The organism is Tissierella pigra, assembly GCF_018917845.1.
Classification (GTDB): domain Bacteria; phylum Bacillota; class Clostridia; order Tissierellales; family Tissierellaceae; genus Tissierella; species Tissierella pigra.
In genome coordinates, this window is record NZ_JAHLPJ010000001.1 from 812,407 (window position 1) to 830,493 (window position 18,087).

Sequence of the window (18,087 nt, forward strand, 5' to 3'; positions counted from 1 at the left end):
AAATAAAAACAAGGTAGATAGCGAGAGTTATCTACCTTGTTTGGTATATAGATAAAAATAAACCATAGAAAAAGAAGGAATTTGGAAGGATTTGTAGAATTAGTATATAAGATAAAAAAGGATTGAGTCCATAGGTGTATGATACTAGTAACTTAGTATTTTTGATTATCTAAGATGTTTTGGAGTGTGATAATATGAGAAATAGAAGTAAAATAATATCTATAGTTATAATAATACTAATAGTAGCAATTACATTAGTATTATCCAAATACAATCAAAATCAGAAAAAATATAAAGAGTACACAAATGAAAAACTTAATCAGCACTTTTATACAGTTTGTGATTATATGATAAATTCCAATGCAATCATTGAAAATGCTATTAAAAATCAGTATATCTTTGAGAATGATTTAGAATATCTAAATCGTCGATTTTATGTATATTTACAAAGTCTAGATGAGATTAATGAAATATCAATGAAATTTAAAGAATTTAATTTTTTTAGTACGAAAAAAGAATATGATTTTAACAGGGAGTATTCTTACTTCTACTATAATATTGGTGATTTATTTAGTAAGGAACAATATGATGGCTATTCCACGAAAAAATATGAGTTAAGTGAAAGGGATTTAGATGTATTTAAACAATCTTATGAGTATACCAATAAAACTGTTAATATTATGAAAAAACATATTGAATACTACAATATGTTTGATATAGTAATTACAGAAATTGAAGGAGAAGAAAGAAGCAACCTAATGAAAATATATAAAAAAGAGTATCTTATTCCTTGGGCTGATAACCAAGCGAGTAGTGAAGTAACTATGACAACTATTGAAGATGGAACTATAACTGAAATACCAGCTAGATATGATTATCCAGAAAAGCCTTTTATGAGTATAGACAGCCAAGAGTGGATAAATATTTATAAAGATATTTATTTACTTAATATTAATAAATAAATTTGATTAGGAAATGTGATAAATACTAAGATATATAGGAGTAGTTGTCATAATCCAATGAGTTCATTATCAATAAAAATGATTTTGAATATCAGTAAAAAGTTAATTTTGGGGATGAATTATATAATTAAGGAGTGGATATAGTTGTTTAAAGTAGATAAACTTAGTTTAAAAGCTATTGAAAATTTAACATATGATGATAGTCCAAATTTTTCAGGAATTGTTGCTGGAGAATGTAAAGGTGATATGTGGGTTGATGACTTAGATAATCCTAATATTGCATTGGTGTATTCATTTGCAGCAGATAGTTTTTCAATATTAGGAGAACCTAGTAATATTCAGATATATAATAAATTTAAAGATTTTTTACTAGATAATATGTTTCACCAGTTAAAGGGTAAGGGTATTGATTATTTTGAGTTTTCTGTTGAATCAGAAAAAACAAAACCATATATTTTGCACATATTTAATAATCAAGTTATTCAGAGTGAAGATGAATATATACTTCGAAAGACTGATAAATATAATGGAAATAATATTGTTCCAGATGGATATGAGATATTTAAAGTTGATTATGAATTTTTAAAGAAGTTAGAAAGTGGTCTATTTGAAAATAAGGATTTTTTAGCTGAAAGATTATTAGAGTCTTGGGGTACTTATGATAATTTTTTAAATAAAAGTATAGGGTATGTAGCAGTTAATCAAAATGAAATAGTTGCTGTTATTCTTGGAACAGCTAGGTTTAAAAATATAATACCAATTGATATTGAAACTGAAAATAGTCATAGAAAGAAAGGATTAGCATTTGCCTTAGCATGTTATTTCGTAAATGAATGTATAGATAATGGAGTTATAGCACAATGGGATTGTATGGATTCTAACATAGCTTCAAGAAAAACAGCTGAAAGAGTTGGATTTCAGTTCTTTAAAAAAAATAAAGTTTATTGGTTTGACATTTAAATGAAGTATGATAAACTATTTAAATTAAATTGGAGATAGAAGATAGATTGTTGAGGAGGAACCATAATGGAACGAGTTACATTTAGGAATTCAAGGAACTTAAACTTAGTTGGGGACCTATACCCATCTACTTCTGAATCAATAATTATAATGTGCCATGGCTTTATGTCGAATAAACATTCAAAGGGACGATTTGAAAGACTTGCTACAGCATTTAATAAATCAGGTTACAACGCTTTACTTTTTGATTTTAGTGGATGTGGAGAAAGTGATGATGATATTTTGACTGTTGAAAAAGAAGCAGATGATCTGAAGTCTGCAATTCAATTTGTAAAGTCAAAAGGATATAAAAAAATTGCACTGTATGGTCATAGTCTTGGAACTCTTATTTGTTTAAAAAATTATACTCCTGAAATAATAACAATGGTGTTATCAGGTGCTGCAACCGATTCGATGAAGTATAACTGGTATGAATTTTTTACAAAAGAACAAATGGAAGAACTGGAGGAAAAAGGATATTTGACACAGTATACACCACAAGAACAGAGAAAGAAGACTATAATTGACGAAAGAATTCTAAAAGATTTTGAGTTGATTAATCAGAGGGAGCTATTAAAGGATGTTAATTGTCCAGTTCTAATAATCCATGGAAATAATGATGAGGAAGAAAAGTTACTCTATGATAGGTCCAAATCAGCAATGGCATTGCTTTCAAAGGACTCAAAATTAGAAGTTATTGATGGAGCAGATCATAGTTTCCTTGAGCATTTTCATATAGTAATAAAATTAGCTACGGAATGGTTTACAAAACATCTTGGTTAATATTGTTATAATGATGGAGTAGTTAAATGACTTTAAAATTAAACTAGTCAATAAGGAGGAAAATTATATGAGAGAAATTGTCAGAAGTGATATAAACCAAGACTGGGTACATTCAGGAATAGTTGAAGCTGGTGATTTTGCTTTTATAAATTATTGTGTTGGCAATATTGGACAACCCATAGAAAATCAGATTAATGGTGCATTTGACCATTTGGAGGAAAGATTGAAATCAATTGGTTTGACATTAGAATCAGTTGTAAAAATTGATTGTATGTTTAGAGATATTTGGAATATACCAGTGTTAGAAAAGGTAATAAAAGAAAGATTTAATGGAAAATATCCTGCTCGAAAATCAATACAAACAGAATTTGCTCATGGCGGTGGAAAGGATGGACTTCAATTTCAACTTGATGCTATAGCATTTAAGGGATAATCATGGGATCTGATGTAAGAGTTTATATATAAAAAAGTGAGATTAATATACGAGGATATTATATGAATTTTGCTTAATCTTTGATAAAACAAGGCAAAGAGATAATACTATTTGCCTTGTTTTTGATTTAAGATAGTATTGAAAACGTTATATTTTAAATGGAAGTCATTTTTGACTTCCATTTATTTATATCTTATGGATTATACTAAGTTGTCGAGATAAATAGAGTATCTATGGTGTAAGTATTTTTTATCTCTAAACAACTCATAGCTTGAATCCGATAAAATCAATCTAAGGTTTTCTACAAGTGACTATTACAAGATTTTAATTATCTTTTAACTTAATTGGAATAAAGGCTTCCATTTGAGCCCAGCCTTGAGCTTCAATAACTTCAGGAGGAGTAATAATATGTCCCATGGAATAATGATTTGGTCTTATGTCTAGTTCAAAGACCTCGGATTCTTCAATATATTTTAAAGCTTCATTATAGAGTTTTGTCCTAATATCGTCATCGCCATCTTTGTATGCGTATGTCAGGTACAAACCTCCGTCAAAATCAATTACTTCATTTCCACCACTATCTATATCTTCGCTAAGTGCAAATATCCATATAAGTCCCTGTTTTTCTTCATCAAAGCATAAGAAATCTCGTGGCAAAAAACTATCCCTATCAGATGGTTTGATGATAGAAAAATAGTCATTGAATTTTCCCAAAATACCTGATGGAGAAAAATCAAAATTTTTATCCACACCTGATGAAGCTGCTTTAAATGCTGGCAATGATATAATCCTAAACTTCATACTATAACCCCCTATTTTAATGGTAATTAAAAGTTTAAATTCTTGTTTTAGCCATCATACCATATTTTCAGAATATTGTCACCAGTTTTATATAAGCGTTATTTAGACCATATTTTATATAAATGAGAGATATTATTTGCTTTGTTTTTTATTGAAAAGGATTTAATGATAAAAGAAGGAGTTTAGAAAAAATTGTAGAATATTATATTGTTAGAAATCTTGTAGGAAAGTCAGATAATAGATTGAATTTTAATATTGCGTATTAAGTGAATTGTGATATTATACTGACCTTTAGATAGGTACTATATGAAAAACTTAATATAAGGAGAGATGTTTATGGATGATTATACCCTTATGGAGTTATCAGAGGAACAAGCTAAAGAGATTTGTAGTTGGAAATATGAAGAAAAATATTCAATATATAATTTTTCAGACTGGGAAACTGTAGTAAAGAATAGATGGGAACTGTCAATAGAAGAGAAAAGGAAATCAGAATTTGTTTCTATAGTTTTAAATAGTAAATTGATTTCTTATGGTAGAATAAGCCTAAAAGATGATAAGGTATATATAGGAATTGGACTAAAACCATGTTGTTGTGGAAAAGGATATGGAAAAGATATTATGAAATTGTTAATCGAAGAATGTAAAAGAAAGTTTCCTAATAATAGGATAGCACTTGAAGTAAGAAGTTTTAATAAAAGGGCAATTAATTGTTATATAAATGTTGGTTTTAAAATTAAAGATAAATATATAAAAAAGACTTTTGATGACTCAGAAGATGAATTTTATTATATGGAATATATTGGACAATATTAGTTGGTATCTTAGATTTATTTGAAAAAATAAAGGCTAAAGACGATGAAATTAGGCAACTAGATGAAGAAATTAAGAAACTTAAAGAAGATAAGTAAAACTTAATTATTCAGTCAGTTGAAATGGAAGAACTTAAAGATGAAAACAAAATATTAAAAGAGCAACTAGGAAAATTAAAAAGTATTAAATAAGTCGCAATAGTAAATCTTAGCGTCACATCAGTAAAATAATGCAAATTAAATGGAGGATATTATGGTAGGAAAGTATAAAGTAATAACTTTGTGTGGGAGTACGAGGTTTAAAGATGAGTTTTTGAAAGTACAAAAACAATTAACTCTAGAAGGGAATATAGTTATTTCAGTAGGATTGTTTGGACATGCAGATGGTGAGTTTGAAAATGTCATAACTCCTGAAATTAAAGTAATGCTTGACGATATACATAAAAGAAAAATTGATATGTCGGATGAAATTTATGTGATTAACAAAAATGGATATATAGGCGAAAGTACAAAAGGTGAAATAGAATACGCTATAAAGACTGGAAAAAGGGTTGATTATTTAGAGTGCCATAATGCTTAGTCTGTTTCGCAATATTCTTATATGAGAATTATTAATAAATTTATTAACATGTTATATACAGAAAATAGTATAAAAAGAATGGAGGCAAGCTTTAGTAAGGATACTTATTATACACTCCCTTACTAAAAAATAGACTATGAAAATGGAAGAATTAAAATATAATATTTATAAATTAGATGATAAAGACCTTATACCCTTTGAATTATTATTATTAGCTGATCCTTCTAAAAATGTTATAGAGGATTATTTATATAGGGGAAATTGCTTTGTATATAAAACAGATGAAATAGTTGGAGTCTATGTATTAATAAAGACTAGACCAAATACTATGGAACTTGTGAATGTTGCAGTAAGGGAAAATATGCAGGGAAAGGGAATTGGAAAAAAATTAGTTTTACATGCAATATTTATGGCTAGGAAGGAAGGGGCGAATACATTAGAAATTGGAACAGGAAATTCAAGTTTGCAGCAACTTGGATTATATCAAAAATGTGGGTTTCGTATAATAGGTGTGGATAAGGACTTTTTTACGAAACATTATGAAGAAGAAATTATGGAAAATGGAATTGTTTGCAGAGATATGATTCGATTAAGTATGGATTTATAGTTTGCTTGAGGAGCATTGGAATTAGTACATTACTTAATGGGTATATTGACCATGATTCTAATATAGGGAGGAATAGTGGTGATAGTTTGTTTATCAGCTTCAAATATAAAACATGTAGGTAAAAATAGTACATCTTTAAAGATTTGTGAACTAATCAAGGAGATGGTTCAAAGAAAAAATAATGAAGATATTGTTGTAGAAATAGTTTCACTTGTTGAAAATGAACTTACACCGTGTATAGGCTGTGGTAGGTGTTTTGATGAAGAAAAATGTATTTTAGATGAAGGCTTTAATAGGATATATAAGAAACTTATAAAAGCAGAAGCTTTATTTATAGTCTCTGCTCATTATGCTCCAATACCATCTAAACTAGCCATATTACTTGAGAAAATGGAACAATTAGCATTTTTAAAAAGGTTTAATGATGAATTATACCGTTCTCCTTTATATAAAAAGCCAGTTGGGATTATAGGACATGGAGGAGGAACAGCGGAAATCATCAAATATTATAAGGGACCAGTAATAGATTCAATATGTAATGCCTTATCTTACCCTATAGAGATGAATATAGTGAGTGGAAATGATGAACAGGTAAGAGGAGTTTTGTTACCGGTGAAAGCTGTCAGGAAGGTGAAAAACTCAATATTTCCATTACAAGAATATGATTGGAATGATATAGAAGATAGGCTGAATCCATTAGTTAACAATGTCTTAAAGGAAATCAGAATGACTAAAAATAATAAGTAATAGTAATATCCACTGCCATGATGACTTTCACTCTAGTAATATATTTATATCCATTAGATTCACTAAGTAATTAAGATGTAGATAGGAGGACAAGAATGGAGAGTATAAATCATGAATATAAAGTTGTTGGTAAAGGGAATACAATACTTGTCATAGATGTAGGAATAGGTAATTCATTTTATGATTTGTATCCACTTATTGAAGAGATAAAGGATTATTTTACAGTTATTATTTATCATAGACAAGGATATGGTAAGAGTAGCCTTCCAAAATCCCCCAGAACAACAAGAAATATAGCATACGAATTAAATACAATGCTTAAAGAAATTGGAATCAAAGAAAAATATATTTTAATGGGACATTCTTTCGGTGGACTATGTGTACAACAATATGCAAAAATGTATCCCAATGAAATTAAAGCTATAGTACTATTGGACTCAACTTCATATAACTTGGCACAATTAGATAACCTAGATACTCCAATAATAAATTCTCATACCTCAATAAATAAGATGGCTGATTTATTTAATGAATTATCTTTGGAATCCAGAGAAGAGCTTATTAGTCAAAATACAGATATGGTCTCTAAATATGAGAAGTATGTAGGTAGTGAAGAGTTACAAGATGTTGTGGAGTTTTTTGGCAACCCAAATCTTTATAAGACAGTGGCAGATGAATTTGCAAATTGGATACATGATGGAGAAGATATTAAAAGCATGGATACATTCCCAGATGTTCCTTTAAGAGTAATTGCTAGGGATAAGATGGCATCTGTTAGAGATTGGATGAAATATGATATTCCAGAGGAAGAAGCAGTTAGACATGAAAATAAATGGCGTGAATTACAAGAAGAATTGACACTATTATCTAATCAAGGGGAATTGATAATAGCTTCGGATAGTGATCATCTAATATATATAGATAGGCCAGATATAGTAATTGAGTGTTTAAAGTCCTTAATTTAAAAACGTAAGACAGAAAAAGAAATATTGTTATTTATAGGAGGATTTATGAAAAGAGACAAGCTAGTTGAAATTGCCAAATTAGAAGCACAAAAGTGTTTTCATGGAAATGTTATGGGGCTTGAGTCCAACATTGAGCCAATAATTAATTTATTTTCTAAATGGACGTCGCTGGAAAATTATGATAGCTATATAGTAGTCGCTGAAGGAAATATCAATAATGTATCTGGAACTGTAAAAAGGAATAAGAATAAAAATATAAGGGGATATATCAGAATACCTGATGACTATAACTTTATAAAATAATCAAAGCCAGAAAATTATTCTAAGTGAGGTGATTTTATTGAAATATGAGATTAGAAGAGCTGTGATAGATGACGCTGAATCTCTAGCAAATATTATCGTCGAAAGTTGGAAATCAGCTTATTCTAGTATTATACCTGCTGATGAGATGGTTAAGTTTTTAGATAAACAAAGAAGACAACAGCAGTTTGAAAAATTGATTCAAGATAGACAAATTATTTTGATTGGAATTTGCCGGGGGACACCTTGTGGTTTAATATTTGCAAATAAAGATAATGATGAGCAATTAGAAGAGTGTGGTTCTATTTATTCAATGTATTTCCTTGAAGAATACTGGGGAAAAGGATTAGCCGTTAAGTTAATGAATAAAGCTATAAGTATATTAAAAGATGAGGGTTGCAGAAGAATTTTACTATGGGTTTATGAAGAGAATGAGAGAGCAATAGGATTTTATGAAAGGTACGGTTTTATATTTGATGGCACTAAAAAGCATAGTCAGTTTTCCAATAAACCAATTGAACTAAGATATATATTGGATATATGAGAAGAATGATAATTAAATGTATATTTTTTACAAAACTCTATTGACTTTGACGTCGTGTTGTACATTATACTTACTTTTAAGTAAGGAGGAATTTATTATGGAATTAAAAACAATTAGTCAAGTTTCAAATGCTTTTAAAATTTCTACAAGAACACTTCGATATTACGAAGAAATAGGGCTTTTAGCCAGTTCCAAAAAAGAGGGATATGCCTATCGCAGCTATGATGAGAATGCAATTTTACGGTTGCAACAAATTGTCATTTTGAGAAAGCTACGTATTCCATTAAAACAAATTGGTGACATATTGAATAATGAAGATGTTGTTCAAGCCATTGAGGTACTTAAACAAAATATAACTAATTTAGAAAACGAAATAGCGGCATTATCAACAATCAAAGTGATTCTAAACCGTCTTATTGAAACTTTGCAGAAGAAAGTAAATCTTAAATTGAAACTTGACATATTAGGTGATGATTATATACTTGATGCAATTGATTCCTTATCCTTACAAAAAATTAGTTTTAAGGAGGAAAAGTCAATGGAAGATTTAAACAAGGCAACAGAAAGCTTATCAACACTTAAAAATGTCAGAATTGTTCATTTACCACCATTTACAGTAGCTGCAAGTCATTATATCGGAGCAAATCCTGAGGAAAGTGCAGAAAAACAATTAGAACACTTTATAAAAACAACTAATTTATATGAAATTAAACCAGATGCTCGTGTATTTGGATTTAATCATCCATGTCCATCTAATGATAGAACTGATTATGGGTATGAATTTTGGATTACAATTCCTGAAGATATGGAAGTGCCAGCCCCTCTTGAGAAAAAATATTTTAATGGAGGACTATATGCTGCTCATATGATTACCTTTGGAAACTTTCATGAGTGGGAGTGGCTATCAAGTTGGGTTAATGTCAACAATCCTAAATATGAGGCAAACTACGCTGATGATGGTGGAGAATGTATGGCAGGTCTGCTAGAGGAATCACTTAATTACCTATATCGTTATAATCGCAATTGGTCAGAAAATGATGAACATCAACTTGATTTATTGTTTCCAATAAAATTGAAAGAACAAAAATAGGATATGAGGGATGTGGATACTCCCTTTTATGCTATTTATATTTAAAATAAATCTTAGGGGGATAAAGATGAAAAATTTGTTTAATATGACGATGCCAGATTATGATAAAAATAGTAGAGTTTTTATTGAATTACCTTTCAATGTATGGAACTTATTCAACAAAAAAGGTGCAATAAGAGTTAAAGGGAGTATAAATGAAGTGAAGTATGAATGTGCTCTTATTCCAAGGGGAAATGGTGTTTATTTACTTCCCATAAGTAAAAAGATAATTGAAAAATCGAGAATAAGTACTGGGGATACTTTAAACATATATATGGAATTAGTTGATAATAATGAAAAAAACAAACCAAAAATCAATGAACTAATTGAATATAGAAAGATAGAAACGATAAACTATATTGAACAGCCTAATCCTAGAGCCTGTGGACAAGCATGTATAGCTATGCTTGCAGGAGTGGACGTGGAAGAGGTAATGAAGGCTATGAATACTAAAGGGTCAACAAGTATTGGACAATTAATCGAAGCTTTAGATTTTTATAAAATAAAACATTCTGGCACTAACAAGAGAATTTCTAAGAAAAATCCAGATTATTCAGAAGTATGTATTTTAACTGTTCATATGCCAAATTATAGTCATTGGGTTTTGCATTTCAAAGGTAAGTTTTATGATCCAGAATTTGGAGTTCTTGAAGGGTGCCATCCAGATGGAAAAATAACATCATATTTGGAGATATATACGGAGTGAAAGTTTAACGAATGACATTCGTATCTTTAGAATTTTCTATATAGAATATTATAGGTTTTGCTAGTGGTTAAAAGGGGTTGCAGAAAGCTTTTTTCAATTGTAAATGATAGATGTCCAGCCAATAGATTAGATGATAAAACTATAATTGTTGTACAGGTTTAAGGACTATTTCAGTATATTTATGTTAAAATATAGTAGAGATTTAAGGAAGGAGTGGTAATATAGAATCAGTAAATATAGAAAGACCAGAAATATTATCATCTGTAATCGCTAGTATTCCTCATGGTTCATCTTGTATTACGTCTGAAATGGAAAATAGCATGATACAAAATGTATTACTTACAAATAATGATTGGTTTTTAAATGACCTTTATGATTTTTTATATAAACTAAATATCACAAAAATATCGGCTAACTATAGTAGATATGTAGTCGATGTTAATAGAAATATTAGTAAAAAACATATGGAAGAAGACTATACAAAATCTTTAATTTATCATAAAACTACATTTGGTAAACATATTTATGAAAACTCTTTACCTAATAAAGTGATTGAAAGTAGGATAAAAGTATTCTACGAACCATATCATACTTGTTTATTAAATGAAATAAACAATATCTTAAAAGAAAGAAACAAAGTTTATTTACTTGATTTACATAGTTTTTATGTACAATCCACAGCTGATATTGTACTAGGAACATGTGGTGGAAGTACATGTTCCCAGGAATTTTTGAATATTGTCTATAAAGTTTTTGTTGATGAAGGCTTTACTGTAAAGGTTGACGAAAAAGGTCTTAAAGGAGGATATATAGTATCACATTATAGTTCAATAGAAAATATTGAAGCTATACAAATTGAGATACGATATACTACTTACATAGAGGATAGATATTTTGGAGAAGAAGAAATACACCATAGAGATGATATATTATTTAATAGAACTAAAGAGCGTTTAGAGAGAGTTTTTAAAAACATTGTGAAAATGGTGGACAACTAATAATTAAATAGAAAATAGTTTCAAATAAAGATATATTAGATGTAGTATATAATAAAGGATTAAATTATTTATAGAGGTGAAAAGAATGAAAACAATTGATATGCACTGTGATACAGTTTTAAGAATGATGGAAGATAAGGAAAATATAGGATTATATGAGAATGACTTTAGTATAGATATTAAGAAGTTGAAGAAAGGAAATTCATTAGCTCAATTCTTTGCTATGTGGGTAGATTTAGAAAAAGCTGTAAATTCATTGGAAGTATGTTTTGAAATGATTGATAAGTTTTATATAGAACTTGAAAAAAACGCCAATAATATTTCTCTAGCAACCAATTATGAAGATATAATAAAAAATCATGAGGAAGGTAAGATTTCTGCCGTACTTGCCATAGAAGAAGGGGGAACTATTAAAGGAGAAATACATAATTTAAGAAATTTCCATAGAATAGGAGTAAGAGCCATAACTCTTACATGGAATACAGCTAATGAAATAGGTTATCCTAATATAAAGGAAGACTATAGAGGTAAGGGTCTAACTAGTTTTGGTGAGGAAGTTGTATATGAAATGAATAGATTAGGTATGCTTATAGATGTTTCTCATCTTTCGGATAAAGGGTTTTATGATGTATCTAGATTAAGCTCTAAGCCATTTATAGCATCTCACTCGAATTCAAGGGTAATGAAGGATCACTCTAGGAACCTTACAGATAATATGATAAGGATTTTATCAGAAAAAGGTGGAACTATGGGTATATGTTTTGAAAGAGATTTTTTAGGTGAAAGTAAAAATGCAAGGATAGAGGATATGGTAAGGCATATTAAGCATATTAAAAATATAGGCGGAATAGATGTAATAGCATTAGGTTCTGATTATGATGGGTCTCATCCAAATTGTGAAATAGACAATATAGGTGAAATAGAAAAGTTAGCATTTGCATTAAAGGACAATAAATTTTCAGAAGATGAAATAGATAAGATATTTTATAAAAATGCTTTGAGAGTAATTAAGGATGTATTATAATTTGTTATAAAGATGAATATTTGTGATTGTAAAAACAAGTTTTGCTTATATTCATATAGAGGTGAATTGATTGAAAGATTATAAAAAGATGATTTTTGTTTCTTTAGTAGTTGCAGTAGCGTCTCAGGTGGGGCTTGGACTTATTAGTAGTGACTTTATAGTCTCTGCAGGAATAATATCTTTCATGCTATTTCTTTTTTATTATGAAGATTTAAAGCCTATTCCAACAGGAATATTATCAGGGATAATGGTATATCTTCTTAGAGTACTAGTTCATTACTTAGGAAAAGGAAATATTATGGATGCCATAACATCCTATCAGCAAGAAATACTATTTTATATGTTTTACTCTATTATATACTCTCTATTAATAAGGAAGGGAAATAAAAATAATATAAATTTTTTATTTTTTACTATGGTAATTAGTGATTTTGGTGCTAACTTTATAGAGGTATATGTAAGAACTTCTATAGATGTTTTTTCTTCTCTTAAAGAAGTGGGAGGTACTTTACTTGTAGTAAGTATAATTCGTTCAGCTATCCTGTGGCTAGTATTAAATGCTTTAAAATATTATAGGATGTTTCTTATGAAGGAAGAGCATGAAAGAAGATATAAAAGATTATTGTGGCTAACTTCCCAATTAAAGACAGAGATGTATTGGATTGAAAAGAATATGGATCATATTGAAAAAGTTATGTCTGAGTCGTATAAGCTATTTGAAAAAATAAATCTTAATATAGATAATGAAACTTGGGCTAATCTAGCATTGTCTATTGCTAGAGATGTACATGAAATAAAGAAGGAAAATGGATTAGTAATTCGTGGAATAAAAGAGATTACAGAGAATCAACTTAATGATAAGGGTATGGATTTTAAAGATATTATCAATATACTTTCTGAAACCATGAAGAGAGAAATAAAAAGAGTAAATAAAGATATAAACCTTACATTTAATACAGGGAAGAATTTCTATACATCTAAGCACTATTATCTCATGTCCATATTTCGCAATCTTATAATGAATAGTATGGATGCTATGCCAGAGGATAAAAAAGATGGGGTAATAATTGTGATCCATGAAGTAGATAAAAATAATCATAGATTTACAATAGCCGATAATGGAACTGGTATTGATGAAGAAGGCTTAAATCATATATTTTCACCTGGGTTTTCAACGAAGATAAATTATAGTACAGGTGAAATAAATAGAGGGCTAGGATTAAGTATAGTGAAGTATATAGTTGAGGAACAATTAAATGGGAATATAAGTGCTAGTTCTAAAAAAGGAGAAGGAACTGACTTTTATATATCTATTCCCAAAGAATCATTGGAGGAAGAAGTAGAATGAGAATATATATAGTTGAAGATGATGAAAATATTATTAGAATTCTTGAAAGAATTATTATAGATAAAAGTTTAGGTGATGTAATAGGAAAATCAGGCAATGGAAATAGTGGCATAAATGAGATAGAAAGATTGAAACCAGATATTGTATTAGTTGATTTACTTATGCCGGGGAAAGATGGTATCAGTTTAGTAAGAGAGGCAAAAATGATTTATCCGGATGTACAATATATTATGATCTCTCAAGTATCTTCTAAGGACATGATTTCAAAGGCTTATCAAAGTGGTGTAGAATACTATATTTCAAAGCCAATAGATGCCATAGAAGTTCAGACTGTTATTAATAAAGTAAAAGAGAAAATTAATATGAATAAGAAATTATCTCAAATCCAAAGCTTATTTTCAGGTGAAGAAAAAGATACTAAAAAGGTGTCTAATAAGTCTCAAGATATAGAAGGGGTAAAAAGAGTTATGCAAAGAATAGGATTAATAGGTGAACTGGGAAGTCAAGATATACTTGATGTGACTAAATATTTAATAGATACAAGTAAAAGTATGTCTGATTTCACAGTAAAAGAACTTTGTAGCAAGTTCACTGATAATCCTAAAACTATGGAGCAAAGAATCAGAAGAACAGCAACAGTGGGAATGATTAATTTAGCCAATATTGGAATTGAGGATTATATGAACGAAATATTTACTGAGTATTCCAATGGATTATATAATTTTGAACAATTAAAAATAGAGATGGATTTCATTAGAGGAAAAACAAAAAAAAGAGGAAAAGTAAATATTAAAAAGTTTATAGATGGAATGGTATATTACGGAAAGCTACAATAACATAAAAATCTGCATAAGATATTATCTTATGCAGATTTTTTATTGCTACAAGATCAACTATAGAAAAATTTAATAAAATTTTATTTGAATTTGAAACTTTTAATAACTATTTGAAGTTCATAGTTTATAATGAGTTTGTGAATTAGAAAACTAATTTGCATTGTGTGAGTATTAAAATTAATAGCAAAATTACTTAATAACAGGAGGTTATATTAATGGAAGTAGTAAAAACTATAGTTGGTTTTGTAAACACTATACTATGGGACTATGTATTAATATTTGGTCTAATAGGTGTTGGAATTTATATGACAGTGAGACTTAAATTCCCACAGTTCACAAGATTATTTCCAGCATTAAAAGAAATGGTAGCAGGTATAGTTAATAAAGAAGAAGTTGAAGAAGGAAAGATGACACCTTTTCAAGCTTTGTCAACAGCAGTTGCTGCACAAGTTGGGACAGGTAATATAGTAGGGGTAGCCACAGCCATAGCGGCTGGAGGACCAGGAGCAGCATTTTGGATGTTAATATCAGCATTCTTTGGAATGGCTACAATTTTTAGTGAATCAGTTTTAGCTCAGAAATATAGAGAAACAAAAGACGGAGAACTAGTAGGTGGACCTGCATATTATATAAAGAATGGTTTAAAATCTAAAGGTTTAGCAATATTTTTCTCTGTAACTGCAATTATTGCATTAGGTATTGTTGGTATAATGGTACAATCCAATTCAGTGGCAGGATCTGTAAGTCAAGCTTTTGGAGTACCAGTAATCGCAGTTACCATTGGACTTGCAATAGTAGTAGCACTTATATTGATGGGTGGAATGGGAAGAATAGCATCCTTTGCAGAGACAGTAGTGCCAATTATGGCAGGTGCTTATATATTAGGTAGTTTAGCAATTATAGTAATGAATTATGCTAATTTTATTCCAGCAGTAAAGAGTATATTTATAGGAGCATTTTCACCTGGAGCAATTGGCGGAGGTGTACTAGGTATAACTGTTCAGCAAACGGTAAGATTTGGTCTAGCTAGAGGACTTTTCTCAAACGAAGCTGGGATGGGTTCAACGCCACATTCCCATGCCGTGGCAGATACGAAACATCCAGCTGAACAAGGATTTACAGCAATGATAGGAGTATTTATATCAACATTTTTAATTTGTACATCAACAGTAATGGTAAATATTGCATCAGGAGCATATAACATAGGTATATCGGCAGCTGAAATGACTCAAGGAGCAACTGTAATGACTCAGAATGGATTTGCAGCAGGATTTGGATCATTTGGAGGAATGTTTTTATCAATCTGTTTATCATTCTTCTCACTTACTACAATAGTAGGATGGTACTTCTTTGCAGAATCAAACGTTAAGATGGTACTAAATGCTAAGCCTGTAACTATAAATGCTTTTAAAGGTATTGTTCTTACTGCATTAGTAATAGGAACAGTAATAGATCCAACATTTGTATGGGAGTTAGCAGATATGTTTATGGGTATAATGGCTGTACCAAATATCATCGCTTTATTCTTATTATCTAAAGAAGTTAAATATATATTAGATGACTATGACTCAAAAGTAGCAGTTGGAAAGCTTCACTGGGAATATGAATATCAAAATATTGAAGAAAAGAAAAATAATAAAAAATCAGTATTAAGAAAAGGTTTAAGTACAACAATAATAAAGTAATAATCCTCAAAATTGATGTAATAAATTTTATGACACAGGGATAATATCCTAAAGTAAAAAGGTAGACAGCAAAAGCTGTCTACCTTATTTATGTTTTTGGAATTAAATGTTACAATCCTATTAGGAGGTGTTAGATTTGAAAAATAAAATAATTACGGAAATTTGTGTAGATTCTATAGAATCGGCTTTAGCAGCTGAAAGAGGAGGAGCAAATAGAATAGAGCTTTGTGATAATTTAATAGGCGGTGGAACTACGCCGAGTTTGGGAATGATGGAATTGGTTAGAAAGTATTTAGCCATTGATATTAATATAATGATTCGACCAAGAAGTGGTGATTTCTGTTATTCTTCTTTTGAATTTGAGGTAATGAAGAAAGATATTGAACATGCTAAACAATGTGGAATGAATGGTATAGTAGTTGGTATCTTAAATCAAAATGGTGAAATAGATATGGAAAAAATGGGGGAATTAATAGAATTATCTAAACCTCTTAAAGTTACATTTCATAGAGCTTTTGATATGGTTAAAGACCCTTTTAAGACTTTAGATATATTAATTGAACTTGGTGTAGAGCGAATACTAACATCTGGACAAGAAAATAAAGCCATAGATGGAATAAACTTAATTAAAGAATTAGTCAATAGGGCAGATGGAAAGATAATTATTATGCCAGGGGCAGGAATTAATAAAAATAATATAAATACAATAATTGAAACCACAGGGGTAAAAGAAGTCCATTTATCTGCGAAAAAAAAGGTAGAAAGTGTTATGAAATATAGAAATCAAAGTGTAAATATGGGAGGAAGCATAGCAATTCCCGAATATGATAATTACTTTACCTGTGAAGATACTGTAAAGACTATAATTGAAATTTTAAATCCATAGGAGGAATAAAATGAAAAATATAGCGTGTTTTGATATAGGGGGAACTTTCATAAAATATGGTATATTAGATATAAATGGCAGTATCTTATTTAAAGAAAAGTTTCCTTCGCCTAAAAGAGATTGTAAAAAGGAAATCCCCTTAGAGATAGGCAAAAAGATAGAAGAACTCAAGAATGATTATACTATACAAGCTATTGGAATAAGTACTGCAGGTAAGATAAATAGTAATAAAGGTGAGATTATATTTGCAAGTCATAATTTGCCAGGATATACTGGGGCAAAACTATCAAAGGATATAAAGGAATTAACAGGATTAGAAACTTTTATAGAAAATGATGTTAATGCAGCAGCCTTGGGAGAGTATTGGAAAGGTGCTGGACAAGGCATAGAAAACTTTGTATGTATGACTATTGGAACGGGAATAGGATCAGCAATAGTGATTGATGGAAAACTACATAGAGGAGTTGGTGAGGGTTCGGGAGAATTAGGTCATACAATTATTAATGAAGATGGGGTAAATTGTAACTGTGGCAGTAATGGATGTTATGAAAGATACGCCTCCACTTCTTCTCTTGTTAGAGAATATGAAAGAAAAGCCAATCTTTTAAGTGGTTCAATTACTGGAAAAGATATAATGAATAAGGTTAAGGATAAAGAGATTTTAGCAGTAGAAGTTTATAATAAATTTTTAAACCATGTAGTGACTGGACTAGTGAATATCACTCATATATTGGATTTAGGATTAATTATAGTTGGTGGTGGTATTTCAGAGTCGGGGGATTTGTTTTTTGAAGAGATAAATAATATTTTTTCAAAAAAAGTAATGCCTTCCTATAGTGAATATACTAAAATTGTACAGGCGAAGTTAGGAAATGATGCAGGTTTAGTAGGCGTTTGTTATAGTGTATTAAAAAAATTAAATTATATAAAATAGGAGGTATA

The 18,087-nt window shown here is 29.5% G+C and carries 21 protein-coding genes; 20 read left to right on the forward strand and 1 reads right to left on the reverse strand.

Going from position 1 to position 18,087, the window contains the following annotated elements; all coding sequences use genetic code 11:
- Positions 1-194 precede the first annotated feature (194 nt).
- The 4 genes from KQI41_RS03875 (at position 195) to KQI41_RS03890 (ending at position 3,177) form a co-directional block, all read left to right on the forward strand.
- Entirely contained in the window at positions 195-962 is a 768-nt protein-coding gene (locus KQI41_RS03875) for a hypothetical protein (protein WP_216584899.1), read from the forward strand.
- 144 nt (positions 963-1,106) lie between these two features.
- Positions 1,107-1,922, forward strand: coding sequence for a GNAT family N-acetyltransferase (locus KQI41_RS03880; RefSeq protein WP_216584900.1), 816 nt, complete (start codon positions 1,107-1,109; stop codon positions 1,920-1,922).
- Between the two features lie 66 nt (positions 1,923-1,988).
- Positions 1,989-2,744 carry an alpha/beta hydrolase gene (locus tag KQI41_RS03885; RefSeq protein WP_216584901.1) on the forward strand — a complete coding sequence of 252 codons (756 nt, stop codon included), beginning with the start codon at positions 1,989-1,991 and terminating at the stop codon, positions 2,742-2,744.
- 67 nt (positions 2,745-2,811) lie between these two features.
- The gene (locus tag KQI41_RS03890; protein WP_154439320.1) at positions 2,812-3,177 is read left to right on the forward strand and encodes a RidA family protein; all 366 of its coding nucleotides are present in this window, start codon (positions 2,812-2,814) and stop codon (positions 3,175-3,177) included.
- 324 nt (positions 3,178-3,501) lie between these two features.
- On the opposite strand, the gene KQI41_RS03895 is transcribed toward KQI41_RS03890, so the two are convergent.
- The gene (locus KQI41_RS03895) at positions 3,502-3,978 is read right to left on the reverse strand and encodes a GyrI-like domain-containing protein (protein ID WP_154439319.1); all 477 of its coding nucleotides are present in this window, start codon (positions 3,976-3,978) and stop codon (positions 3,502-3,504) included.
- A 336-nt stretch (positions 3,979-4,314) separates the two neighbouring features.
- On the opposite strand from KQI41_RS03895, the gene KQI41_RS03900 reads away from it, so the two are divergent.
- From KQI41_RS03900 to KQI41_RS03975, 16 genes are all read left to right on the forward strand, one after another.
- Positions 4,315-4,794: a GNAT family N-acetyltransferase gene (locus KQI41_RS03900; protein WP_216584902.1), complete on the forward strand. Its 480-nt coding sequence runs from the start codon at positions 4,315-4,317 to the stop codon at positions 4,792-4,794.
- A gap of 249 nt (positions 4,795-5,043) precedes the next feature.
- Positions 5,044-5,370 (forward strand): hypothetical protein, encoded by a 327-nt coding sequence (locus tag KQI41_RS03905; RefSeq protein ID WP_216584903.1) that lies wholly within the window; start codon positions 5,044-5,046, stop codon positions 5,368-5,370.
- A 142-nt stretch (positions 5,371-5,512) separates the two neighbouring features.
- Positions 5,513-5,977: a GNAT family N-acetyltransferase gene (locus KQI41_RS03910; protein ID WP_216584904.1), complete on the forward strand. Its 465-nt coding sequence runs from the start codon at positions 5,513-5,515 to the stop codon at positions 5,975-5,977.
- 78 nt (positions 5,978-6,055) lie between these two features.
- Entirely contained in the window at positions 6,056-6,724 is a 669-nt protein-coding gene (locus KQI41_RS03915) for a flavodoxin family protein (RefSeq protein ID WP_216584905.1), read from the forward strand.
- A gap of 95 nt (positions 6,725-6,819) precedes the next feature.
- Positions 6,820-7,689, forward strand: coding sequence for an alpha/beta hydrolase (locus tag KQI41_RS03920; protein WP_216584906.1), 870 nt, complete (start codon positions 6,820-6,822; stop codon positions 7,687-7,689).
- A gap of 45 nt (positions 7,690-7,734) precedes the next feature.
- Complete coding sequence (locus KQI41_RS03925) at positions 7,735-7,992, forward strand: hypothetical protein (RefSeq protein WP_216584907.1); 258 nt, start codon at positions 7,735-7,737, stop codon at positions 7,990-7,992.
- A 37-nt stretch (positions 7,993-8,029) separates the two neighbouring features.
- Entirely contained in the window at positions 8,030-8,533 is a 504-nt protein-coding gene (locus KQI41_RS03930; RefSeq protein ID WP_216584908.1) for a GNAT family N-acetyltransferase, read from the forward strand.
- Between the two features lie 97 nt (positions 8,534-8,630).
- Positions 8,631-9,623, forward strand: coding sequence for a MerR family transcriptional regulator (locus KQI41_RS03935; RefSeq protein WP_216584909.1), 993 nt, complete (start codon positions 8,631-8,633; stop codon positions 9,621-9,623).
- A gap of 67 nt (positions 9,624-9,690) precedes the next feature.
- On the forward strand, positions 9,691-10,368 hold the full coding sequence (locus KQI41_RS03940) for a DUF1905 domain-containing protein (protein ID WP_216584910.1): 678 nt from the start codon (positions 9,691-9,693) through the stop codon (positions 10,366-10,368).
- A 266-nt stretch (positions 10,369-10,634) separates the two neighbouring features.
- A complete protein-coding gene (locus tag KQI41_RS03945; RefSeq protein ID WP_342366208.1) occupies positions 10,635-11,366 on the forward strand; it encodes an N-formylglutamate amidohydrolase in 732 nt (243 codons plus the stop codon).
- 85 nt (positions 11,367-11,451) lie between these two features.
- Positions 11,452-12,390 carry a dipeptidase gene (locus KQI41_RS03950; protein WP_216584911.1) on the forward strand — a complete coding sequence of 313 codons (939 nt, stop codon included), beginning with the start codon at positions 11,452-11,454 and terminating at the stop codon, positions 12,388-12,390.
- A 70-nt stretch (positions 12,391-12,460) separates the two neighbouring features.
- The gene (locus KQI41_RS03955) at positions 12,461-13,738 is read left to right on the forward strand and encodes an ATP-binding protein (protein WP_154439309.1); all 1,278 of its coding nucleotides are present in this window, start codon (positions 12,461-12,463) and stop codon (positions 13,736-13,738) included.
- Positions 13,735-14,574, forward strand: coding sequence for a response regulator (locus KQI41_RS03960; RefSeq protein ID WP_154439308.1), 840 nt, complete (start codon positions 13,735-13,737; stop codon positions 14,572-14,574). The genes KQI41_RS03955 and KQI41_RS03960 overlap by 4 nt, the downstream gene beginning before the upstream one ends.
- A gap of 215 nt (positions 14,575-14,789) precedes the next feature.
- Complete coding sequence (locus KQI41_RS03965) at positions 14,790-16,259, forward strand: alanine/glycine:cation symporter family protein (protein WP_154439307.1); 1,470 nt, start codon at positions 14,790-14,792, stop codon at positions 16,257-16,259.
- Positions 16,260-16,395: 136 nt separating this feature from the next.
- Positions 16,396-17,145 (forward strand): copper homeostasis protein CutC, encoded by a 750-nt coding sequence (locus KQI41_RS03970; protein ID WP_154439306.1) that lies wholly within the window; start codon positions 16,396-16,398, stop codon positions 17,143-17,145.
- A 10-nt stretch (positions 17,146-17,155) separates the two neighbouring features.
- Positions 17,156-18,079: an ROK family protein gene (locus KQI41_RS03975; RefSeq protein WP_154439305.1), complete on the forward strand. Its 924-nt coding sequence runs from the start codon at positions 17,156-17,158 to the stop codon at positions 18,077-18,079.
- The last annotated feature ends 8 nt before the right edge of the window (positions 18,080-18,087 follow it).